At 35.3% G+C, this 23,462-nt stretch carries 18 protein-coding genes; 5 read left to right on the top strand and 13 right to left on the bottom strand.

What is annotated here, in order from left to right:
- Positions 1-119 precede the first annotated feature (119 nt).
- Positions 120-1,250: a M20/M25/M40 family metallo-hydrolase gene (locus ACWZFG_RS08015; RefSeq protein ID WP_455577380.1), complete on the top strand. Its 1,131-nt coding sequence runs from the start codon at positions 120-122 to the stop codon at positions 1,248-1,250.
- On the opposite strand, the gene cls is transcribed toward ACWZFG_RS08015, so the two are convergent.
- The 6 genes from cls to ACWZFG_RS07985 form a co-directional block, all read right to left on the bottom strand.
- Positions 1,245-2,705, bottom strand: a complete 1,461-nt coding sequence (cls, locus tag ACWZFG_RS08010) for a cardiolipin synthase (RefSeq protein WP_455577379.1) — start codon at positions 2,703-2,705, stop codon at positions 1,245-1,247. The genes ACWZFG_RS08015 and cls overlap by 6 nt on opposite strands.
- A 141-nt stretch (positions 2,706-2,846) precedes the next feature.
- Positions 2,847-4,130 (bottom strand): DUF445 domain-containing protein, encoded by a 1,284-nt coding sequence (locus ACWZFG_RS08005; protein WP_455577378.1) that lies wholly within the window; start codon positions 4,128-4,130, stop codon positions 2,847-2,849.
- Between the two features lies 1 nt (position 4,131).
- A complete protein-coding gene (locus tag ACWZFG_RS08000) occupies positions 4,132-5,364 on the bottom strand; it encodes a DUF445 domain-containing protein (protein ID WP_418626496.1) in 1,233 nt (410 codons plus the stop codon).
- 162 nt (positions 5,365-5,526) lie between these two features.
- The gene (locus ACWZFG_RS07995) at positions 5,527-6,723 is read right to left on the bottom strand and encodes a dicarboxylate/amino acid:cation symporter (protein WP_418626497.1); all 1,197 of its coding nucleotides are present in this window, start codon (positions 6,721-6,723) and stop codon (positions 5,527-5,529) included.
- Positions 6,724-6,902: 179 nt separating this feature from the next.
- Positions 6,903-7,385: a DUF134 domain-containing protein gene (locus ACWZFG_RS07990; RefSeq protein WP_418626498.1), complete on the bottom strand. Its 483-nt coding sequence runs from the start codon at positions 7,383-7,385 to the stop codon at positions 6,903-6,905.
- Positions 7,386-7,483: 98 nt separating this feature from the next.
- Positions 7,484-8,812 carry a DEAD/DEAH box helicase gene (locus ACWZFG_RS07985; protein WP_418626499.1) on the bottom strand — a complete coding sequence of 443 codons (1,329 nt, stop codon included), beginning with the start codon at positions 8,810-8,812 and terminating at the stop codon, positions 7,484-7,486.
- 190 nt (positions 8,813-9,002) lie between these two features.
- Here ACWZFG_RS07985 and ACWZFG_RS07980 point away from each other — a divergent pair, with 190 nt between their 5' ends.
- Positions 9,003-9,674 carry a response regulator transcription factor gene (locus ACWZFG_RS07980; RefSeq protein ID WP_455577377.1) on the top strand — a complete coding sequence of 224 codons (672 nt, stop codon included), beginning with the start codon at positions 9,003-9,005 and terminating at the stop codon, positions 9,672-9,674.
- Complete coding sequence (locus ACWZFG_RS07975) at positions 9,667-10,920, top strand: sensor histidine kinase (protein ID WP_418626501.1); 1,254 nt, start codon at positions 9,667-9,669, stop codon at positions 10,918-10,920. Before ACWZFG_RS07980 ends, ACWZFG_RS07975 begins: the two co-directional genes overlap by 8 nt.
- A 261-nt stretch (positions 10,921-11,181) precedes the next feature.
- Here ACWZFG_RS07975 and htpG read toward each other — a convergent pair whose 3' ends face one another.
- The 7 genes from htpG to ACWZFG_RS07940 form a co-directional block, all read right to left on the bottom strand.
- A complete protein-coding gene (gene htpG / locus ACWZFG_RS07970; protein ID WP_418626502.1) occupies positions 11,182-13,119 on the bottom strand; it encodes a molecular chaperone HtpG in 1,938 nt (645 codons plus the stop codon).
- A 149-nt stretch (positions 13,120-13,268) separates the two neighbouring features.
- Positions 13,269-13,526, bottom strand: a complete 258-nt coding sequence (locus ACWZFG_RS07965) for a DUF4405 domain-containing protein (RefSeq protein ID WP_418626503.1) — start codon at positions 13,524-13,526, stop codon at positions 13,269-13,271.
- 185 nt (positions 13,527-13,711) lie between these two features.
- On the bottom strand, positions 13,712-15,487 hold the full coding sequence (locus ACWZFG_RS07960; protein ID WP_455577376.1) for a methyl-accepting chemotaxis protein: 1,776 nt from the start codon (positions 15,485-15,487) through the stop codon (positions 13,712-13,714).
- A 95-nt stretch (positions 15,488-15,582) separates the two neighbouring features.
- Positions 15,583-16,371, bottom strand: coding sequence for a 7alpha-hydroxysteroid dehydrogenase (gene hdhA / locus ACWZFG_RS07955; RefSeq protein ID WP_455577375.1), 789 nt, complete (start codon positions 16,369-16,371; stop codon positions 15,583-15,585).
- A gap of 167 nt (positions 16,372-16,538) precedes the next feature.
- Positions 16,539-17,081, bottom strand: coding sequence for a hypothetical protein (locus tag ACWZFG_RS07950; RefSeq protein ID WP_418626507.1), 543 nt, complete (start codon positions 17,079-17,081; stop codon positions 16,539-16,541).
- 217 nt (positions 17,082-17,298) lie between these two features.
- Positions 17,299-20,454 (bottom strand): efflux RND transporter permease subunit, encoded by a 3,156-nt coding sequence (locus tag ACWZFG_RS07945; RefSeq protein WP_455577374.1) that lies wholly within the window; start codon positions 20,452-20,454, stop codon positions 17,299-17,301.
- Between the two features lie 15 nt (positions 20,455-20,469).
- On the bottom strand, positions 20,470-21,609 hold the full coding sequence (locus ACWZFG_RS07940) for an efflux RND transporter periplasmic adaptor subunit (RefSeq protein WP_455577373.1): 1,140 nt from the start codon (positions 21,607-21,609) through the stop codon (positions 20,470-20,472).
- A 223-nt stretch (positions 21,610-21,832) separates the two neighbouring features.
- Here ACWZFG_RS07940 and ACWZFG_RS07935 point away from each other — a divergent pair, with 223 nt between their 5' ends.
- Both ACWZFG_RS07935 and ACWZFG_RS07930 read left to right on the top strand, forming a co-directional pair.
- On the top strand, positions 21,833-22,267 hold the full coding sequence (locus ACWZFG_RS07935; protein ID WP_418626510.1) for a MarR family winged helix-turn-helix transcriptional regulator: 435 nt from the start codon (positions 21,833-21,835) through the stop codon (positions 22,265-22,267).
- A 96-nt stretch (positions 22,268-22,363) separates the two neighbouring features.
- The gene (locus ACWZFG_RS07930; RefSeq protein ID WP_418626511.1) at positions 22,364-23,323 is read left to right on the top strand and encodes an L-lactate dehydrogenase; all 960 of its coding nucleotides are present in this window, start codon (positions 22,364-22,366) and stop codon (positions 23,321-23,323) included.
- Positions 23,324-23,462 lie beyond the last annotated feature (139 nt).

Raw genomic sequence — 23,462 nt, 5'->3', positions numbered from 1 at the left:
AATTAATTTATCTAGGAATTAATATGTTTGCCATCAAACAAAATAGTCTATACTATTGGCAGGATAAATCTATAATATTGTCAAAAAATATATAAAAATAACTAAAGGACGGTGATTTCATGATAAATAAAATACGTATATTAGAAGAATTCTTGACTTTAGTAAAAATATCTTCGCCTACAGGAAATGAACGCCAAATAGCAGATTATTTAAAAAATCTCTTAACGGATATTGGGCTAACCGTAACTGAAGATAAAACAGGCGAGTCTTTTGGTGGCAATTGTGGTAACGTAATCGCCTATTTGAATAGCACTAAAGCAAATACACCCACTTTGTTATTATCCGCTCATATGGACTGTGTTAACCCTTGTGAAAACGTAAAACCCCGTTTAAAAAATGGAATGATTACCTCTGATGGCACGACCATTCTTGGCGGTGATGATAAAGCGGGTATCGCCAGTATTCTCGAAGCTATTCGTATCGTTGAAGAAAAAGAAATTCCCCATGGCGGCATTCAAGTGATTTTTACTGTAGCCGAAGAAGGCGGACTCAACGGCTCAAAATACCTAGATAAAGAATGGATTAAATCAGATTTTGGCTTTTGCCTAGATTCTAGCGGCAATCCAGGTAAAGTTATTATCAAAGCGCCAGGACAGGATAATATCACTGCTAAAATCAAAGGAAAATCCGCTCATGCTGGTATTGCTCCTGAAAGTGGCATAAATGCAATTACCATCGCCAGCAAAGCAATTGCCACTATGAAATCTGGAAGAATTGATGAAGAAACAACAGCGAATATCGGTATTATTCATGGCGGTATTGCAACAAATATTGTTCCAGAATACGTAGAAATATTCTGTGAAGCCCGTAGTTGTTCTCCGCAAAAATTAGCGAATCAAACAAAGCATATGTCAGATACATTTTCCAAAGTAGCGATAGAGAATAAAGCCAGCATAGATATTATTTTAGAGCATGAATATTCCTCTTACGAACTTGATACCAGCAGTCAATTAATCCAAATTGCAACAGAAGCAATAAAAAATGCACATATTAATTTAGAGCTTGCTGCAACTGGAGGAGGCAGTGATGCCAACTATTTTAATGCTAAAGGTCTTCCATGTGCTGTACTAGGTGTAGGAATGAGCAAAGTCCATACAACAGAAGAGTTTATCCTTGAAGAAGATCTTTATAAAACAGCCACCATCGTTTTAGAATTAATTAAATCCTGTGCCAACAAAGTAAAATTATAACAACGGAGCTAATAACCGAAAAATACCTTCGATCATCCGCTCGCCCCAATTGCGATTATTATATTCTTGCAATGTAAAGGGGCGAGCCTCTTTCATATCGTCAGAAAAAATTCTTTTACAGCGTTTTGCAAATTCCTCATTGTAAAAAAACGCATTCACTTCAAAATTCAAAGAAAAACTGCGCATATCCATATTTGCCGATCCAATTGTTGCAACAGTTTCGTCAATTACCATCATCTTTGCATGCAAAAAACCTGGATATAAGAAAACCTCAACTCCATAGTCAAGAAGCTCACCTAGATAAGATAAACTTACCTTATGCACAACCATATTATCCGTTTTATGCGGAATCATAATCATAACTTTAATTCCTGATAAAACAGTTATTTTTATTGCTTCAATAAATGATTCATCTGGTACAAAGTAAGGTGTCTGAATACATACAGTAGATTTTGCCGAATTTAATAAATTCATTAAGTTCCATTTTATTTCTTCCTCAGCCGTATCTGGTCCACTAGAAACAATTTGCATTGGAATAATACATTCTTGATTCACCGGTGGAAAAAACTTTTCACTATCAGAAAACTGCTCAACATTACGATAATTACATGCAAATAACCAGTCCTCAATAAATCTAGATTGAAGAAAATAAACACTTTCGCCTTGGATTCTTAAATGCGTATCCCGCCAAGGAGAATGTTCGGGACTAAGCCCCATATACTCATCCCCGATATTCATTCCACCTAAATACCCGATTTTACTATCTATAACAGCAATCTTTCGATGATTACGAAAATTCACTCTTAAATAATTGCTTATACTAATAGGGAAAAAACGTTTCACCTCTCCACCACAGGCAATAATAGGTGCAAAAGTTCTACTTGGTGTCAAAATACAGCCAGCATGGTCATAAAGAAGCCTTACCTTCACTCCTTCTTTTGCTTTCTTAGCCAAAGCTGCAATAATTTTTCTGCCAATTTTATCATCACGAATAATAAAATATAGTAAATGAATACTCTCCTTAGCTTGTTCTATATCATGTAAAAGTTGAAAATATTTTTCTTGGGCATCAATAAAAATTTGTACATCATTATGAAACGTACAGGCACATGCGCCAACATTGTAATTAAAATTCAGTAGCTTCTGGTAAGTAAATAATTCGTTATGCTGTAATGCTAAAGAATCACCTTTAAGCTTTATTCTTGTAATAGTACTTAGATGATAAAAAAGATCCTGTTGTCTTTTCATTTCCAAAGTTTTCTTCTTCCGAATCACAATATTAGTACCAAATAATAAATACAAAATAAACCCGATAATCGGTAAGAACACTAACGCTAAAATCCAACTTAAGGCTAAAGAAGGATTCTTTCTTTCAATACATAAAATAAATAAAACAAATAAAAAGTTGGCCAATAAAATGAAGATCATAATAAAATTGCCCGCAATATTCTCCATACACTTATCCTTTATCCACTGTTAACAGTGTCTTTATTTTCACACTACCTATCAAAAACTTCCCCCTAATAAAAAAAAATATGTATGGATATTATCCCCAACGAAAAAAAGACTTTTCATTTTAGAAAAGTCTTTTTTAAACTATCCAACCAAGTGTAGCCCAATAAAAATAATACAGCCAATAGATGCCCCAACTATACACCCATTCATTCGAATCCAAATTAAATCTTCTTCAACTTTTTCATAAATTAATCGATTAAGTTCTTCTTTTGTTAACCCTTCTAATACATCGCGAATAATTACTGCCATCATATTGCGCCCTTCAAGTAATGCTCTCCCCACAACATCTTGGAGATAAGATTCTAAATTACGCTTCAACACAATATCATTCTTTAATGTATATAAAGCATTCTCAACATTTGTTGTAATAATTTCAACTAAAGGACCCTGCCTCACGAGTGCATTTTCCTCAGACTCAGGGCGCTTTAAGGATATTATTATAGATTCAATTAATTCCTTTAATAACTGCTTGGTTTGTAATCCGCTAAAAACGCTCATCTTTAAAGATTCAAAGCTTTGACATAATTCAATATTGTCTGGTAAACGGTGCAGACTATTTTTAAGCTCATCTATCAAAGCTCTTCGCATCTGATGGTTATGGTTTTCACGCATCTCTGTAAGGGTATAAATAAGTTGCGCCTGTACAGTTTGGGCAATTTCATCAACATTTAAAACATTGCTTTGCTTTGCCATAAACATCATCATCATCGATAATAGCCCTTGACTCTTTTCCTCCAGATACTCTTCCAAATAAGCTTTCACTTTATCGTTAATCGCGCCTTCTTCTACCTTTTGGATCGCCCGTTTAAGCAAAATATCTATTTGTGTAGACCCTTTCTCAGAATTGATAAAGTCTATCATCATATTCTTTACTTGGGGCAATAACTTCGTGTTCTGCACTTTTTCATGAATTAACATGTCAAGCTGCATTGCCAACGCTTCTGCGTTCAGAGAAGATAATAACTGCTCAAAATAATCTAGAATTCTTCTGCTGATTTCCTTTTGAAAATTATTTTTTTCTACGTAGGCCAATATATAGTCGATAAATCCTCCTTCTTTAGACCATAACAACATTTGCTTTTTCGTAAAAAATTCCTTTTGTACGAGTTTAATACACCCTTCAATGACTTGCTGACGTTTACGCGGAATAATTTCCGTATGATAAGGGAAACCAAGCGGTTTTTTGAACAACGCTGTAACAGCAAACCAGTCGGCTATCCCGCCAATCAACGCAGCTTCTGCACAAAATAACAATCCTTTAATATAAATAGATTGCGGATAATAAATTTTTAATAGCAGACAAATAACAAATAAAATTGCAGCAACCCCTAAAGCTTTGTCTGCTTGATTAAGCCTTCTTTGCATCTTAAACAAACCTTTCTACAAGAAATGTAAGGACATAAAGCATCATACCAGCTATTGCGCCTACAACAGAACCATTAATACGAATCATCTGCAAGTCGTCCCCCACCCGATTTTCCACAAGATTCTTCAAATCATCATTAGACAATCCATCTAATTTTTCTCGTATTTTCATCTCTAAAACAATATGTTTTTCAGAAATAACATGCATAACGATTTCTTTCATAAATTGCTCGCATTTCTCCTGCAATTTATCATCACTACGCAATCGTTGAATTTGATTATCAACAATTTGATCAATTAAGCGTCTTAAATTCATTTTTTGCTCTTCCAAAAGAACGTTTAAAAAATTTACAATCGCATTACTTACATTTAGTTTTTCGTTAATCATATATTCTAAGAATTGGTTTAAACTTTCTTCAAGTTGTTTATTTTCTTTCTGATTAAGTAACCATTCAATGATGCGAACTTTCAAATCAATTCTTAGTGGATGTGTACGAAATTGTAAGTCATGCAAATATTGAATAATTTCTCTCTGTACCATTTTTGCAATTTTTTCTTCTGATAAGTCTAAGAAACGACTTGCCATTTCACGCATTTCTGTCTGACCAGTATATTGCCGTTTAATCTGCGTTACAATTTGCTCAATTACGCCTACAACAGCAGGATGGTGAACATATACTTCCAATTCTACGAGTAATTCTTTAATGAAAGCATCTTCTTCATCACGCTCAAGCATATGAATCAAAGCTTCAATCACCGGTTTAATTGTATTCATTTCTTTTACTTTTTCTTGCAATAAATTTTCTAAAATTTTAGCTAACTGCTCTTTATTCGATTCTTTAAGAAAAAGGGTAACCATCTGATAAAGAAATTGTTTGATTTTTTCATCACCTTTTGATTCATCAACATAGGTAAGCGCTAGCTTCATTAATGAATAACGATCTAAAACCCTTATGATGTTTTCTTTTCCAAGTAAATCTTTACTAATAAACGTAATCATATCGCAAAAAATCTGTTCGCGATTACGCGGGATTACTTCTGTTCGATAACCTATTCCCAATGGCTTCTCAAACAATGCTCGCACAGCAAACCAATCAGCTAAGCCCCCAATAACAGCCGCAAGCATCCCAGCATTGAATAGGCCGCCCCAAAAACCATCGCGATATGGATAGCTGAGTATAAATAAAATCATCATTAAAAACAATAAAAACGTTGCTTTATTCTTTTGTAACATCTAAAATCTCCCTCACTTGCTTTCACTTATTCCGACTTAAAAATTCTCCTCCAATCGCGAAAATCCTTTTTCTATGGAAGCGCTACAAAAAAATGATGTGCAAAGAAAGAAAAATCTCTCTACACATCATCTCACTTATCATCATCGTATGACGAAATTATCTTATTTATTTTCTTCCGTTTTGTTAATTACAACTGCTGCTGCCGCATCACCTGTAATATTTAGAGTCGTACGACACATATCAAGTACACGATCAATACCAGCAACCAACGCGATTCCCTCTAGTGGAAGGTTAACTGCTTGTAATACCATAGCTAGCATAATCATCCCGGCACCTGGGACACCAGCTGTACCAATAGAAGCCAAAGTACCAGTTAACACTACGATTAACATTTGTGCTGCAGTTAAGTCAACACCATATACATTCGCAATAAATAATGTACAAACACTCATATAGATTGCTGTACCATCCATATTGATGGTAGCCCCCAATGGTAATACGAAACTAGAAACTTCTTTAGATACACCAAGCTTTTCTTGACAGTTCTTCATATTAACTGGAAGCGTACCTGCACTGCTACAAGTAGTAAATGCAATCATCATCGCTTCAGCCATACCCTTAAAGAATTTAATCGGACTCATTTTCCCTACTGCTTGTATTACACTTGCATAAGTAATAACAGCATGGAGAATGCTAGCAGCAAATGCCGCAATAATTACAGATAATAAAGGCAATAAAACTTTTGGTCCGTTTGCCGCAACAACTGGTAATAATAACGCAAATACACCATATGGAGCAAGTTCCATGATAAGAGTAATAATTTTATAACTCACTTCCGCCAACGCTTCAAAGAAATTTTGTAATGGCAATGCTTTTTGCCCAACATGCGTAATTCCAATACCAATAATCAATGAAAATACGATAATCGGTAACATGTCCACATTTGTCATCGCTTTTAACGGATTGGCTGGAACCATGTTAACAATTACTTCCATAATTGTCGGAGCAGCTTTTACATCTGTTTTTGCTGCCTCTGCTGCAATGGTAATCCCATCACCAGGATGAACTACACCAGCAACACCTAACCCAATAATCATCGCAATGGCTGTAGTAATTAAGTAAAATGCCATAACTTTTACGCCAATTCTACCTAACTTTTTCGTATCACCCAAACTAGCTGCACCTACGATAATTGATGCCATAACAACTGGAACGATCATCATTTTGATTAAATTGATAAACATTGTCCCAATTGGTGCAATCCACAGCTTAATCCAAGGTAGGTTTTCCGCCCCAGCGATTAATCCGGCAATAATTGCTAGAATCAATGAAATTAAGATTTTTACAGATAAATTCAATTTTCTTCCTCCTATCATTTCATTATTTTTATTTATTAAATTCTACATATTAATTATACATAAAAATATTTTAATATGCAAAATATTTTGTATATTTTGTACAATTTCTTTTTTCCTACAAAAAAAGACAAAAGTATATCAATCTATACCTTTGCCTTTTCTTAGATTTTTATCTATTCTTAGTGATGCCCACCGCAGCATCCATGACCATTTTGCCCATGATGCCCACCACCACAAACATGACGTTCACCATTCATTAATTTAATCTTTTTTAAGCTGCCGCATTTCGGGCACTCAATTTCATATCCATGTTTACCACCTTCACTACAAGGTGCTACTTCCCATACATGTTTGCAATCCTGACACTCAAATTTTCTGTTTGCCATTTTAAAAAATCCCCCTTCAATCAATATATTGCAGCCTTTAACTAAAGCTTCTGCAACTTTTTGTTTTGCCGACTGCAATACTCTTTGAAAAGTTGCTCTTGAAAGCCCCATTATTTTTGCGGCTTCATTTTGCTCCAGACCTTCATAATCTTTCAATCGAATCGCCTCATACTCTTCCACCTGCAAAAGTATTGTTTCCGCATTCTCTGCTTCCGCTAAAAATCTCTTGCATCTAGGAAAGTCATCGACAATACCACAACAACGTATTCTCACCATTACAGCCGACCTCCAATTGAGCATATGCCCATTTATATTATAGCGCCTATAGTAATTTTAAGCAAGAAAAAAACCGCCCAAAGGCGGCTTTATCTAAATTATCGTCGTTTCTTCGGTCTGCGCGATGCAGTTTCGCGACTTTGTTGCCCTGTTGGCTTTGGTTTACGGCGACTGCGCTGATTCACTCCACCATGGCCACTGCCTTTGCGATTTGCATATTTGCTTAATGGCGCACGTTTTTGCTGTTCGGTTTTTTCATTTTTCTTTTCATTTCCTTCTTTTGAAGATTTCGCCACCTGCTCTTTGTTTGCTTTTACTGTTGCCTTTTCCTTCTGAATTCTAGTTTGAATTCCCTGCTCAATCATGCGAAGATAATCGTATTGACGAGCATTAACAAAAGTAATCGCTTTGCCAATTTCACCAGCGCGTCCAGTTCTACCGATCCGATGAATATATGTTTCCACATCATGTGGAATATCATAATTAAATACATGGGTTACACCTTCAATGTCTAGCCCACGACAAGCAATATCCGTAGCTACAAGAACCTGCAATTTCGCAGTAGCAAATCTCCGCATAACAAGGGTACGCTTCGCTTGCGTAAGGTCTCCGTGCAATTCATCAACTAAATACCCACGTTTTGCAAGTTCCGCAGTCACTTGTATAACACGTTGTTTTGTATGACAAAATACCATTGCTAGATATGGCTGATATTGATTAATCATCGCACATAATTGATCTAGTTTTGATGCTTCATTTGTATCAATAATAATTTGCTCTATACCCTCTAATGTAATCGTCTCTGACTTAATATTAATATCTTGCGGCATTCGCATGTAGTGGCGAGATAATCCACGAATCCTATCAGGAATCGTCGCCGAGAAAAACATCAACTGACGATCTCCAGCAGTTTCTTTCAAAATTCCTTCAACTTCTTCAATAAATCCCATATGCATCATTTGGTCCGCTTCATCTAAAACCACTTTGTTCACACTAGATAAATCCAGCGTTTTACGACGTAAATGGTCAAGAATCCTCCCTGGCGTTCCAATAATAATATGTGGATTCTGTCCTAGCTTTTGTACTTGCCTATCTACTGCCTGTCCACCATAAACAGTAAGGGAACGCACACCTATTGGCGCACCAATCTTTTGTGCAACGGCTGTAATCTGAAGTGCTAATTCTCGTGTTGGTGCAACAATTAGAGATTGTGCAACTGGCACATTCACTTTTATTTTTTCCATAATCGGCAATAAAAAAGCCAGTGTTTTCCCTGTTCCCGTTTGTGCTTGCACAACAACATCATTCCCACTTCTTATCGCTGGAATAGCCGCTGTTTGGACAGGTGTCGCCTCTGTAATTCCATTTTCTTTTAAAACTTTGCACAAATTCTCACTAATTTTTAATTCTTGAAAAAATTTTTTCATTCTCTATCCCCTTTAAATTTTAAATAATTTACTTTATTGACGTTTTTCTTTCAATAGATTATGACTATTCTATTACTTCTTTATACTTTATACTATATATTAGATGAATTTTTCATAAAAAACAAATTTTCTTCAAAGAATTATGCGATATAGTAAAAATGCTATAGAATGCAAATGAAAGGATTTTATCATGAAATTACTTTTAATTGAAGATGAAGTTAAGTTAAGCGAAGCATTAACTGTCCTGTTGAGGCGAGCCGGTTATACAGTCGATACAGCTTTAGACGGATTAACAGGATTAAATATGGCTTGTACAAATCCCTATGATGTAATTATTCTCGACCGCATGTTGCCACATTTAGACGGTTTATCTGTATTAAAAGAAATACGAAAATTAAAACTTACTATCCCTATACTTTTTTTAACAGCAAAAGATGCTCCTAGTGACCGAGTGGAAGGTTTAGAGTGTGGAGCAGATGATTATCTAATCAAACCATTTTTTACAGAAGAACTTCTTGCACGTATTAAAGCATTGTTACGCCGTACAAATAAAAAAACAACAGACAATACCATTTCTATTGGTGATCTTACGCTTCACATTCTGCACGGAGAAGCGATCAAAGGTAATGAAAAAATTCAATTAACAGCAAAAGAAGCCGCTCTCTTATCACTGCTTATGCATAATGTCGGACAAGTGATTACCAAAGAGCGAATCATGGAGAAAATCTGGGGCTACGACAGTGATGCTAATATTTCCAATGTGGATCTTTATATCTATTACCTGCGCAAAAAGCTTAACATTCCTAATATAAGAACAATCCGTGGTATTGGGTACTCATTTGAGGAGGATACTGATGTTTAACAAGTTGCGTTTAAAATTAACTTTTATTAACGTCGCTATTATTATGGCATTATTTACAGTTCTTATCACAGGTACCTTTATGTTAACAAACTATGGCGTAAATCAAGGTTCTTATCACGTGATGAGTAAACTAAGTGAGGAAATTAGGTCTGGCCAGCTTACAGATATTCCAGAACGCAAGCGTCAGCATCCCCCAACAATCATTGGTATGATTCCCCCACCAGAACCCAGTTTTTTTTATTTAAAGGTAAAAGATCAAAAAATTATTGCTTGTTCCTCAGGAATTACTATTAAAGATGATTTAATCCCTGCCTTTGTTGAAAAGATTTTAACACTTCCTCAAACTGAAGGAAAAATTTCTTTTGTTAATACGGACATCATCTACACCAAAACAATGTTAAGCGATTCCGAAACGCTAATTGTATGTAATGATTTATCTAGACAAAATGAGTTGTTACAATCTCAGCTCTACATATTTCTTCTCGTTGGACTCTGCTGTGCACTTCTTTCCTTTGCTGCAAGTTTCTTCATGGCAAACAAAGCAATAGCACCAATTCGTAAGGCGTTAAAAAATCAAAAGAATTTCGTATCTGATGCTTCGCATGAATTAAGAACGCCATTAACAATTATTCAAACCAATTTAGATATTTTAAAAGGAGCAAACAGCAAAGAAACTATCGATGAAAACACTCATTGGATTCATAATATTCAAGAAGAAACAACTCGTATGTCACAGCTTATTAACTCTCTGTTATTTTTGGCACGCGCCGATGCTAAACAACAGCTACTAAGCATGAAAAAAATTCGAATTGATGAATTAATTATCGATACATTGAAATCCATTCAATTATTAGCCGAGAAAAAATCCTTACGACTTAACTATTCATCATTCACTCCGACAACGATACTTGCTGATGAACCTAAAATTCGTCAAGTCCTCACCATCATTTTAGACAATGCAATACGTCATACAGATACTAATGGCATAATTACAACCAAGCTTACTATTTCTTATGATAAATGTATTATTACAATTAACGATACAGGAGAAGGTATTGCCAAGCATCACCTGCCTAAATTATTTGACAGGTTCTATCAAGTGGACGAATCTCGTCATAAAGGCGGCAGTGGTCTCGGCCTCTCCTTAGCCAAATGGATTATCGAACAGCATGACGGAAGTATTACAATTGACAGCCAATTAAAGGAGGGAACTACCGTAATAATCAAATTGCCATTATCAAAATGAAGTAGTCTTGATTTAGGTGGCGTTTTCAATTTATCTGAATCCTATCTCTGGATAAAAAGTGCCATTGCAGGCACTTTTTTCATGGCTATACAAACAAAAATAATCAGAGCCAAAGCTCTGATTATTTTCGAATAAGATAAAATGGATGTGTGTACTTAGTGAGGTAAGTACATTTGTGATGAAGTAAATGGGTTCATCTACATCTTCTATTATCTTATAGTTTTCTTTGAAAATTCTTTGAAAAACTAACCTTACCTAAAATTACTTGTCCGCCATCAATTTTGCAATTTTATTTGCAAAACCAATTGGATCTTCTGGCAAGATGCCTTCAATCAATAAAGCTTGTGCATAAAGCATTTCACAGTAATCTTTAAAGGTATCGTTCTGCTCGCCATTATGAAGTGATTGTAGCCTGCTAAATACTTCATGATGTGGATTGATTTCTAAAATACGACTTGCTTTAAACATTGGATTATTTGCTTCAGCAAAAACCTGTTCCATTGACAAGCTGATGCCGTTATCGCCGCTGACTAAACAAACAGCGCTTGATTTTAGACGGTTACTAATTTTCACATCAGCAATTTTGCCTTCTAAATTTTCTTTCACTGCCTTGATTAAATCTTCGTTATCTTTCGCAATTGTTTCTGTTTCTTTCTTAACTTCTTGTGATTCTACATCATCGAGATTTAAATCGCCACGACTTACAGAATGGAATTTCTTATCACCATATTCACGTAATGCTTCAATAGCAAATTCATCTACATTATCATATAAGTATAGAACTTCAATGCCCTTTTCTTTCAATAATTCCATTTGCGGTAATCTTTCAATAGTAGCTGCATCTTTACCAGTTGCATAGTAAATTAAATTTTGACTTTCCGGCATTCTTTCTATATATTCTTTTAATGTTGTAAGGGCTGTGCCTTCTTTAGATGTAGCAAATAGCAATAAGTCTTTTAATTTGCTGCTATCTTGAGGAGCAGTGTAGACGCCAATTTTAAAGGATTTCCCGAACTCATTCCAGAACGTTTCATATCTTTCACGCTCATTTTTAAGCATTTTATCTAAAGTCTTCAATACGTTCTTTTCAAGATTTTTCCCAATTAATTTTAATTCACGACTTTGTTGTAAAAGTTCACGAGAAATGTTCAAAGAAAAATCTGGTGAATCTACAAGCCCACGCACGAACCGTAAGTAATCTGGCAATAATTCTTTACATTTATCCATGATAAATACATGACGAGAATATAATTGAATGCCAGGTTCATAATCCGTATGATATAAATTATATGGTGCACGTTTTGGCAGGAATAACATCGTCGTATATTCCACTGTACCTTCTGCTTTGGAATGAATCACTTCAAACGGTTCTTCCCACTCATGGAATAAATTTTTATAAAACTCAGTGTACTCTTCTGGTTTTATTTCGCTCTTATTCTTTGTCCAAAGTGGACGCATAGAATTCAATGTACGTACTTCAATACGTTTTACTTTTTCAGCCCCTTCAATTTCTTTTCCTTCATCATCTTTTGGTGTTTCTTCAAGTTCAAAATTCATTTTAATTGGGAAGCGAACGTAATCGGAATATTTTTTTACTAATGCTTTTAAAGCATATTCATTCGTAAAGTCTTCCTCTGCTTTATCACCATAGAATTCTTCACCAAGCGTTAAAATGATGCTTGTCCCACGCGTTTCTTTTTCCGTTTCTTCAATACTGTAACTACCGTCACCTGTGGATTCCCATTTTACTGCTTTCGTTTCGCCGGCTTTGCGTGTGATTAAAGTTACTTTTTCCGCTACCATAAATGCAGAATAAAAACCTACACCAAATTGTCCAATTAAATCTTTATCCGTCGTAGATTCTTTTTCTTCTTTTAATTTTTCTAAAAATGCTTTTGTGCCTGATTTTGCAATCGTTCCGACATTTTCAATCACTTCATCATAAGTCATCCCAATCCCATTATCAGAAATCGTTAATGTATGACTCTCTTTATCTGGGACTAAGAAAATTTCAAAATCTTCTTTGCCTTCTAGTAATTCTTTATTCGTCAATGATTCAAAACGAAGTTTATCAATCGCATCTGACGCATTAGATATCAATTCCCTCAAAAATATTTCACGATTCGTATAAATAGAATGAACCATCAAGTCCAGTAATTGTTTCGTTTCAGCTTGAAACTCGCGCATTTCTTTTGCCATTATTCAAACCCCTTTTTTCAGTATTATTGTTAGCACTCTAACGTCGTGAGTGCTAATCTATTGATATAATACCGCGATTTTGCGTTGAAATCAATATCTGATAAAAAAATTATGCTAAATCTTCAAGAAATTTTAGCATAATTTAAACTCTACTCCTCTTTTATTTCTTTTAATTTTTTTGTCATTCCGCTAAACCATCCCCATTTATTAAGCAAATGCCAAAGTAAGAACGCTGTGAAAAAATAACCGCTCCATTTATGCACCTGTTTAAAAATTCCCATTGTTGATCGAACAAAGATCTCACGGAAAATATGAAAATCTAAAATATAACCCGTAACTAGACAAACGATGCCAATGATAAGCAATGTCCAATTCATACAATATAAAAAACGTAAATTTTTATTCATTATTATCACCTCTGCCTATTTCTTGAAGTTATTTTATCAAAAATTCACGACAAAAATATGACAAAATCATTCTATTTAATGGATTTTCAACAAAAATAAATCTTATCTGAAAGCCTTCTTTATATAACTATTTTATAAAATAAAGGTTGCAGTAAAAACTACAACCTTTACCCATAATTATTTGTCTAAATTTTAAATTTATTTACTTCCACTTGTAGTTTTTGTGCCATCGTCGCTAAGGACTGACTAGCTGTAGCAATTTCATTAACAGATGCAGTTTGTTCTTCAGTTGCTGCTGATACCGTTTCTGATTCTTCAGCTACTCTTTTTGTCCTTTCATCAATTGACTGTACAGAAATTACAATTTGTTCTGTTCCTGTAGCCATTTCATGAATCGTTGCAGCAATCCCTCTAGATTGCTGTGCAACACTTTCTACTAAATTTACAATTTCCTTAAACGATTCTCCCGCACTGATCACTACTTTTGTTCCATCTTGCACTTCTTTTGTACCTTTATCCATAGAAAGTACAGCATTATCTGTATCACCTTGAATTTCATGAATTAAATTTGCAATTTGTTTTGCTGCATCTTGTGATTGCTCTGCAAGTTTTCTTACTTCTTCAGCAACAACTGCAAAGCCACGTCCATGTTCTCCCGCACGTGCCGCTTCTATTGCTGCATTTAGTGCCAATAAATTAGTTTGTCCAGCAATTCCTGAAATTGTATCAACAATCATTCCGATTTCTTTTGACCGTTCTCCTAATTTTCTTACCACTTCTGCTGAATCATTCACTGCAGCTTCAATTAAATTCATTTGATTAATTGCATTATATACATCCGCACCACCTGTTTTAGCGGTCTCAGCTGCTTGAGAAGCTTTATCTGCTGACAGAGATGCATTTGCCGATGCTTCTTCAATGCTTGCAGATAATTGCTGAACAACGGAAGAGACAGAGTTTATCGCATCCACTTGTTGATTTGAGGAAGCTGCTACGTCTGTAATAGATGTTGCAATTTGTCCACTAACTAAAGCCGATTGGTCCGCACTTGCTGTGAGTTCTTCTGATGCAGATGCTACATGCTCAGAAGAGCTTGAAATTGACTTTAATAAATTTCGCATATTTAAATCTAAAAGATAGAGTGCTTTAATCATCGTGCCAATTTCATCTTTTCGCTGAAAAACTGCTAAACTTCCATCATGGGAATAATCGCCTTTTGAATACTTATCAATTTTATTCGTCGCAGCAATAATTGGTGCAGCAAAATATCGTCCAATATAAACTGAAATAAATAAAACAATCATTTGAATTACAATCAGAATACCTATAGCAAGTAAAATATCTTTTTTCAAATTTTCATTAAGGCTCTCATTATAGATTGCTGATTTTTTATCGATTTCATCCACCCAGTTCCCTGTGCCAATTACCCAATTATAAGGCTTGTACGCTATACTATATGCACGTTTTTTTAATGGCTCACTTTCACCAGGCTTTGGAAAAGAATATTCCGAATAGCCACCACCATCTTTTTGTCCATTTTGAAGGATTTCTTTTATGTAGTATACACCATTCGGGTCAACATCATTAATTCTAGATTTTCCTTCTGCCGGGCGTCCTAATAAAACAACATTTATCCCCTCTGCTGTATCAATCCAAAAATATCCTTTGCCATCATCATAGCGCAGCTCTCTTACTAAATCTGCTGCTTGTTTTCTCGCCTGTTCTTCTGTTAACAATCCTTTTTCCTGATCCTGATGAAATTTTTCTACTAAACTAACTACATTTTGCACTTGTAATCGAAACTCATCATTATACTTTTCTTCAAGCTGTGTACGATAAGTTTCTCTTGCATTCACATTAGCGCTAATCATCTGATAAATGAAGAATCCACCTATACAAAAAATAGAGATAATACTGATAAGATTCATTGTTAAGATTATTTGTGCTTTTATTGACTTCATTCTACATTTCCCCCTATCTTTTTCCTAATAGTTTAATTATACTAAATATTCAGAAAAATAAAAGTAGCCTAAAGTCTTTTCTTATGGATTTCTTGTTATTGCATAACATTTTCACCATAAAGAGGCGCTGGAAGACCATAACCACCTGCAACAGGAAGTGTTTCCCCTGTAATAAATGCAGATTGATCACTGGCAAAAAATAAAACTGCATTTGCAATATCCTCTGGTTTACCAAATCGTTTTATTGGAACGTGTTTTAAAAAAGTCTCAATAAAATCTTTGCTCATATTGTTCATTGCTGAATTAGTTGCAATTAAGCCTGGCATAATTGCATTACACCTTACATTTTGACGTGCATATTGTACTGCGATATTTTGCGTTAAAAAATTAATTCCTGCTTTTGAAACACCATAAGCCAACCTTGACACATCAGGTAAAATTGCACCTATACTTGAAATATTAACAATGCTACCGCCATTATTTTTTATCATATACGGAATTGCAAATTTGCTCGGCAAATAAACACTTTGAATGTTATCTTGCAAAATTCCGAAAAAAGTTTCAGTATCTCCTTTTAATAAATCAAAATCCTTTTTCACATTTGTGCGACCATAATTATTAACTAAAATATCAATTTTTCCTTCAGTATTTACAGTTTCCTCTACAATTGATTGATAAGTCTCAATTTGTGTTGCTTCAAAAAAAAGCGCTTTTGCTCGTCCACCGTTTTTTTCAATCTCCTTTACTACCTCTTCCCCTGATTCAATCGTTTGCCCCCCAATATATACACTAGCTCCATGTTTCGCTAGTATAATAGCTGAAGCTCTACCAATTCCTTGTGTTGCCGCTGTAACTAATGCTACTTTTCCATCTAAAATCCCCATTCTAACACTCCTTCTCGCAGAACAAAGCTTCTTTTTTATAAATTTTATAATTATCTTGTTCAAAAAAGTAGGATTTATACAAAAAGGGATGCTAACTAATATTAGTTAACATCCCTTTTATCTTACTGATTTGCCGTGCCCGAAAGCCTTTTAATAGCAAAAATAATTTATTTTGATTTAAAGCTAATTAACCCTTCTTGATATGGATTAATTCTTTCTTTAAATTTATCCATTGGTGAAATTAAAGTTACCATATAGTTACGTTTACTTTGAATATATGTAACGGCTTCCTTTTTTTCACCTTTATTAATTGTGTAAAGTGCTGGGTCTTCTTCAATTGGCACTACAGCTACAACTTCATTTGCCCCATTATGAAGTAAAAGTTGCATATAAGCATCCAACTCCTGCTTTGGCATATCTTTCAATTTTGGCATATCTTTATCCGTAAAAGCATCAACTAAAATTAGCCAACCATACTTCACTTCATTCGCATCTCCCTCAAATACTAAGAGGACCCCTTTTTCATCCCGTGTTCGATTTAAAGAAATAATGCCTTGCGGTTTATCTGGGCAAGTAATAGAAAAACCATATTCCGTATTCGTATATGTATATGGAGCCGCCTCAGTTCTAAGTGGTAGCACGATTATTGCGAAAAGAGTTACTGCAAAAATAAATAAATGTTTCTTACTTTGATAAAATAGTTTTTTCATTCGTTTATTCCTCCTACTTTATTTATTCAATGATCAATCTGCTTAAAAAAGCTATTATTTCATTGAATGTTTCAACTGTCCATAGAGATTTCTAATCGTTTTCTATAACAGTCTACTTATCTTAGTTTTACCATTATACTACAGTTTTGAGGATTTTAAAAGAAATGCGTTTGGCTATGCCAAACGCATTTCTAAAATAAAGCCTATTGAAAATACTTTATTTAGTTATTGTAACATCTTTTTGCACGTTTTTCTTTTTCCGTGTATTAAATCTAGCTGCTAGTTTTTCAACAACAACAAACATAACCGGAATTAGATAAATTCCCATTATCGTTGCTACTAACATACCACCAACAACGGCAGTCCCCATTGCATTTCTTGATGCCGCCCCTGCACCAGTTGCCACAGCCAATGGAAGACATCCAATAATAAAGGCAAGTGACGTCATGATAATCGGACGTAAACGGAGTTTAGCAGCTTCAATCGCAGCTTCAACTGGTTCCATACCACGATCAACACGAACTTTTGCATATTCTACGATTAGAATTGCATTTTTCGCCGCTAAACCAATCAACATAACAAGCCCAATTTGCATATAAACACTATTTTGAAGATTTCTTGAGTACTCTGCTAAAAGAGCCCCAAAAATACCTGTCGGTACGCAAAGCAATACCGCATACGGAACGCTCCAGCTTTCGTAAAGAGCTGCCAAACAGAGGAATACAAAGATGATTGCTAACGCAAAGATGATCATCGTACTGCTGCCTGCTTTTGACTCTTCACGACTTTGCCCTGACCACTCGTATTTAAATCCATCAGGCAAAGTTTGTTCTGCAACTTCTTGCATTGCTTTCAATGCTTGACCAGAGCTATAGCCCGGAGCTGCTGCACCATTAATTTGAATGCTGCGTGCTGCATTAAAACGGCTAATACTTGATGCCGCAGTAATCGTTTTTGGTTTTAAAAGAGTATCGACAGGAATCATCATCCCCGTTGAAGATCTAACATATAAGAACCGTGTCATATCTGCTTCATTTCTAAATTGTGTATCCGCCTGCATCATAACTTTATAAGTACGCCCAAAGCGATTAAAGTCATTGACTTGTGTACCACCAAAGTTTACTTGCAGAGCAGTAAATACATCATCAAGATTTACCCCAAGATTTTTTACTTTTTCACGGTCAACTTCAAATTCAATTCCTGGAGAATTAATTTTAAACGTTGAATATGCTTTCGCAATTTCTGGACGTTGATTCGCCGCCATAACAAATTGTTTTGTAATCGCATCTAACTCTTCATCTGTATGTCCAGACATATCTTGAAGCATCATTGTGAAACCACCAACCATGCCAAGACCAGGTAATGCTGGCATATTCATTGCCATAATACTAGCTTCACCAAATTGAGCAGTAGCACCATAAGCGCGTTTTACTTGCGCATCAATTTTTAAGTCCTCAGTAGTTCTTTGACTCCAAGGAGTTAACCCAACGAACATCGTTCCCGCATTAGATTTAGAAGAACCAGATAAAATATCATAACCGACAATCTCTAAAGTATCTCTTACGCCTGGTTGAGATCGTAATACTTCACCAACATTTTTTACTGTCTCTTTTGTATGATTTAAGCTCGTACCTTCTGGTAAAGAAATTGATACTAGATAAAACCCTTGGTCTTCATCTGGAATAAATGTACTTGGTACAATTTTAAACATTCCATATGTGCCAATAATAACAATCAGCAAAAATAAACATGCATATTTTGCTTTCTTAATTACTGCATGAACAGCTTTACCGTAGCTTTCAGTTTTTGCTTCAAACCATTCATTAAATTTATCAAAGAACCTTCCTAAGAAGCCTTTATGGGCATTAGGATCATGTGGTTTTAACATCATCGCACAAAGTGCTGGCGTTAACGACAATGCCACGAAAGCAGATAAAGCCATTGATATCGCAATTGTGAGCGCGAATTGTTTATACAGAATTCCTGTCATTCCACTGAAAAATGCAACTGGAATAAATACGCAAGCAAGTACGAATGCAATAGCAACTACCGGGCCTGATACTTCATCCATAGCAAGTTTTGTTGCTTCTTTTGGAGATAAACCTTTATAACGCATATTGTGCTCAACGGCTTCAATAACAACAATCGCATCGTCAACTACAAGCCCAATCGCAAGAACCATCGCAAATAACGTTAGCGTATTGATTGAGAATCCCAATACGGCGAACGCACCGAAGGTCGCAACTAACGATACTGGAATTGCAAGCATTGGAATAAGCGTTGCACGCCAGCTTTGTAAAAAGAGGAATACTACTAATAATACAAGTAATAAAGCTTCAAAGAAAGTCTTAACAACTTCATGAATGGATTCCCTTACATACTCTGTATTATCAACAATCTCTTTAATTTCCATATCTGGTGGGAAGCTCTTTTTCGCATCCTCAATAACTGCTTTTACAGCATCAACAGATTCAAGCGCATTAGCATCATTTGTTAATTGAATACCAAAGCCAACTGAATTCATATTATTTAAAGTACTATTAATATTTGTAGTTTTCGCACCTGTTTCTACTCGAGCTATATCTTTTAAATAGATAAAAGAACCATTAGGCTCTGCACGAACAATTACGTTTCCAAAATCCTCTGCTGTTGTAAGACGTCCTTGAACTTTACCCGTATATTGAAACTCTTGTGTGTCAGGAGCTGGCATCTGACCAATTGTACCTGCCGGAGCTTGAATATTTTGTTCTTGAATTGCTTTAGAAACTTCGGCAATCGTTAATCCTAGCTCTGCCATTTTATCCGGATTAATCCATACACGCATGGAAAAGTCCGGACCGAATACCATAATATCGCCGACACCTTTAACGCGTTTTAATGCATCAAAGATATAAATATCCGCATAGTTTTTTAAGAAAACCGAATCGTATGTTCCGTTTGGCGAATATAAAGCAACCATGTAGGACATATCTGTTGAAGCTTTTTTCGTCGTAATTCCGACTTGTTTTACTTCACTTGGCAAGCTCGCATTTGCCTGTGCTACTTTATTTTGTGTTTGTACTGATGCGATATCCCCATCAGTGTCAGAAGAAAATGTTACACTAAGGCTATAACGACCACTATCATCACTTGTAGATGACATATAGTCCATACCCTCAACACCATTAATCTGCTGCTCAATTACCTGAGCAACCGTCTGGTTAACTACATCAGCATTCGCTCCTGTATAAGAAGTCGATACACTAACTGTCGGAGGCTGAATCTGTGGATACTGTGCAATCGGTAAACTGAAAGCTGAAATCGTACCTAAAAGTACCATCATCACAGAAACTACGATTGCAAAAATCGGACGTTCAATAAAAAATTTTGCCACTATCTATTCGCCCCCTTAATTTAAGGACAATTGCAACTCTTCTGGAGTTACTAAAGTCACATCTAGGGCTACACCACTTTGAATTTTTGTTAAACCTTCAACAACAACTTGATCAGCCGCTGTTAAACCGGATTCGACAATATAGTAACTACCCACTTTAGAACCAAGTTTTACCTCACGTGATTCCGCTTTATTATCCGCACCAACTACAGTTACGAAACTCTTTTCCAACAACTGTTGAACAGCACGTTGTGGAACCAAGATGGCATTTGGAATTGTTTCCCCGCTAATTTTTACTCTAGCAAACATACCAGGGATTAAAATTGCATTTGGATTTTCAAAAGTTGCTTTAAAAGTTAATGTCCCACTATTTTGTGCTAAGCCCCTATCGACTTGCGTTACTTTACCTGTAATAGGGTATTGTGTTCCATCACTAAGTGTGATCGCAACAGTTTCCCCCCATTGTTCTGTCATTCCATTTTTGTGTAATGAGGCCAATTTTAAGTATTCATTTTCACTCATGCTAAATTGAACGAATACAGGGTTCGTTGATGATACAGTAGCCATAGTAGTAGAACCTGCTGTAACATACGTACCAACACTTAAATCGTTAACGTCCATACGACCATCAATTGGAGAAACAATTACTGTATCTGCAAGGTCATCCGCTGCTTTTTGAACATTTGCACGATTAAATTCTACAACAGCTGCATTTTGTTCTTCTACAGATTGTTGTGTATTTAAAGTTTGCTCTGCAATTGCATCAGCGGCCGCCAATTGACGATAGCGGTCTGTATCTAGTCGTGCATTACTCAAATTCGCTTCTGCCTGTGCTAAACTTGCTTGTGCAGAATTTAATGCACTTTCATATTGACGAGGATCTATTCTAAATAAAGGTTGCCCTTTATGTACACTATCCCCACCATTGACTAGCTTTTCAATAATATTGCCAGATACTCTTGCTTGAATTTTAATTTCATTTTTTGCCTGAATTTGCCCAGCATATTCAGAAGTCATCGGTGTATCTTTTTGAATGACCTGAACAGCTTTTACTTTAACTGGTTGTCCGCTTTGTGATGCTTGTTTCGTATTGCCACACCCTAAAACAGCCGAAAGCGCAAATACAGCAACCAAGCTTAAGCAACAGGCTTTCATTTTTTTTCTTGAAAATACTATTTTCCTCTACCTCCCTTTACTATTTAAAACCTACAACAATTTCATGACTGCTTATTTAAAAGTTTATGAAAATCACCGCAAATTTTAGGTTTTCCCCTTTACAATAGTAAATAACTATTTACTATTCACGAATTCTATAGTATAGTAATACTATAATTTTGTCAATGGATTTTCATTAAAAAACAGAATGGAGCTTATACCAATGTCGACTGCTAGAAATAAAGAAATTGCAGAAAATTTCTCACATTTACTTACTATTTTTCATCAAAAATTTATTCAACCTCTTTCGATTCCTTTGCCATTAAACCATTTTGGAACGCTGATCTGCCTCGGTAATAACGGTACACAAACGATTGGTGAATTATCATGTAAGTTGAAAATTTCCAAGCAGCAAATGTCTCCTATTATTGACAAATTACATAAGTCTGGATATATCACGCGTGAACAAGATAAAAATGATCGCCGTAGTGTAAATATATCCATTACTTCCGAGGGCTATAACCTACTTTTTGCCCACCATAATAATATTGTACATTTATTTGAACAAAGATTAGAAACAATATCAAATATAAATAATCTCGAAGAAATAAGACAAGCACAAATTGCGTTAATACGCTTAATTAATAAGTATTTTTAACAGAGGATTTTCCTCTGTTTTTTATTGACTCATTTATTGTAAAGTTGTAAACTTAATTTCATTGATTGATAAGATTAATCTAAGGAGTTGTTCTTTATGAAATTTCTTAAAAGTAAACTGGTAATTATCGGCGTTGGTCATGTTGGCTCTGCCGTTTTGAATAGAGCAATTGCTTTTCAATTAGCAAATGAAATTGTTTTAATTGATACGGATGAAAAAAAAGCCTTTGGTGAAGCACTTGATGCAAGTCACGCTACACCTTGTAACTATAGCCAAAACATCAATGTCCACATTGGCGATTATTCAGAATGTAAAGATGCAGGCGTTATTATTATCGCTGCTGGGCCAAGTATAATGCCTGGAGAAAATTTAGACAGACTTGTACTTGCAGAGCGCAACATCGCCGTAATTCATGACATTATGCCACAAATTACCCACTATACAAAAGATGCTGTAATCATCATGATTACAAATCCATTAGATGTTACAACTTATTGCGCAGCCAAATGTTTTGACTATCCAGAGAATCGTTTATTTGGAACAGGTACAACATTAGAAACATTACGGTTTAAACGCATTATTGCAAATCACTATAACGTAGATGCTAAAGATGTACAAGGGTATATGTTAGGGGAGCATGGAAATTCAGCATTTCCCGCTTGGAGTTTACTTAATATTGGTGGAATTCCGGCTGATCAACTTGATAAATTTTTTAAGAAATCGGAATCACTCGACCGTCAGGAAGTTGCAAAATCAGTTGTTCAAGTTGCTTACGACGTTCTCAATTGCAAAGGCTATACTAATACAGGTATTGCGATGGGGGCTTGTCGACTCGCAAAGGCAGTTTTAGGAAATGAGAGAAGTATCCTTCCTGTATCTACGCCATTAATGGGTGAGTACGGTTTAACAAAGGTTGCATTAAGTCTTCCTTCATTAATTAGCGAAAACGGTATTGAACGTCGTTTTGAAGTCAACCTTCCAACTGACGAATTAGAAAAATTACATTTCAGTGCAAATAGCATAAAGGGTGTTCTACTAGCAAACAAGTTAATTTAATTCATATTATATAAAATAGACTAGGAGTAAGGTAGAATTTTAAACCATTATTGTCCTAGCTATCAAATAAAAAAGCGAACAAATTCTAAATTTGAATTTGTTCGCTTTTTTATCTTTGGATAACGATTTCTAAAATTCA

The organism is Anaerosinus sp. (genome assembly GCF_965318445.1).
Note: the sequence above shows the minus strand (reverse complement) of the source record. Positions and strands in the feature narration are given on the sequence as shown.

Excerpts from the sequence above, each read along its gene's own strand:
- ACWZFG_RS07950 (WP_418626507.1), bottom strand. The coding sequence starts at position 17,081 with ATGAAAAAACTATTTTATCAAAGTAAGAAACATTTATTTATTTTTGCA.
- ACWZFG_RS07930 (WP_418626511.1), top strand. The coding sequence starts at position 22,364 with ATGAAATTTCTTAAAAGTAAACTGGTAATTATCGGCGTTGGTCATGTT.
- hdhA (WP_455577375.1), bottom strand. The coding sequence starts at position 16,371 with ATGGGGATTTTAGATGGAAAAGTAGCATTAGTTACAGCGGCAACACAA.
- cls (WP_455577379.1), bottom strand. The coding sequence starts at position 2,705 with ATGGAGAATATTGCGGGCAATTTTATTATGATCTTCATTTTATTGGCC.
- htpG (WP_418626502.1), bottom strand. The coding sequence starts at position 13,119 with ATGGCAAAAGAAATGCGCGAGTTTCAAGCTGAAACGAAACAATTACTG.
- ACWZFG_RS07935 (WP_418626510.1), top strand. The coding sequence starts at position 21,833 with ATGTCGACTGCTAGAAATAAAGAAATTGCAGAAAATTTCTCACATTTA.
- ACWZFG_RS08005 (WP_455577378.1), bottom strand. The coding sequence starts at position 4,130 with ATGCAAAGAAGGCTTAATCAAGCAGACAAAGCTTTAGGGGTTGCTGCA.
- ACWZFG_RS07990 (WP_418626498.1), bottom strand. The coding sequence starts at position 7,385 with ATGGTGAGAATACGTTGTTGTGGTATTGTCGATGACTTTCCTAGATGC.
- ACWZFG_RS07975 (WP_418626501.1), top strand. The coding sequence starts at position 9,667 with ATGTTTAACAAGTTGCGTTTAAAATTAACTTTTATTAACGTCGCTATT.
- ACWZFG_RS08000 (WP_418626496.1), bottom strand. The coding sequence starts at position 5,364 with ATGTTACAAAAGAATAAAGCAACGTTTTTATTGTTTTTAATGATGATT.
- ACWZFG_RS07940 (WP_455577373.1), bottom strand. The coding sequence starts at position 21,609 with ATGAAAGCCTGTTGCTTAAGCTTGGTTGCTGTATTTGCGCTTTCGGCT.
- ACWZFG_RS07965 (WP_418626503.1), bottom strand. The coding sequence starts at position 13,526 with ATGAATAAAAATTTACGTTTTTTATATTGTATGAATTGGACATTGCTT.
- ACWZFG_RS07980 (WP_455577377.1), top strand. The coding sequence starts at position 9,003 with ATGAAATTACTTTTAATTGAAGATGAAGTTAAGTTAAGCGAAGCATTA.
- ACWZFG_RS07960 (WP_455577376.1), bottom strand. The coding sequence starts at position 15,487 with ATGAAGTCAATAAAAGCACAAATAATCTTAACAATGAATCTTATCAGT.
- ACWZFG_RS08015 (WP_455577380.1), top strand. The coding sequence starts at position 120 with ATGATAAATAAAATACGTATATTAGAAGAATTCTTGACTTTAGTAAAA.
- ACWZFG_RS07985 (WP_418626499.1), bottom strand. The coding sequence starts at position 8,812 with ATGAAAAAATTTTTTCAAGAATTAAAAATTAGTGAGAATTTGTGCAAA.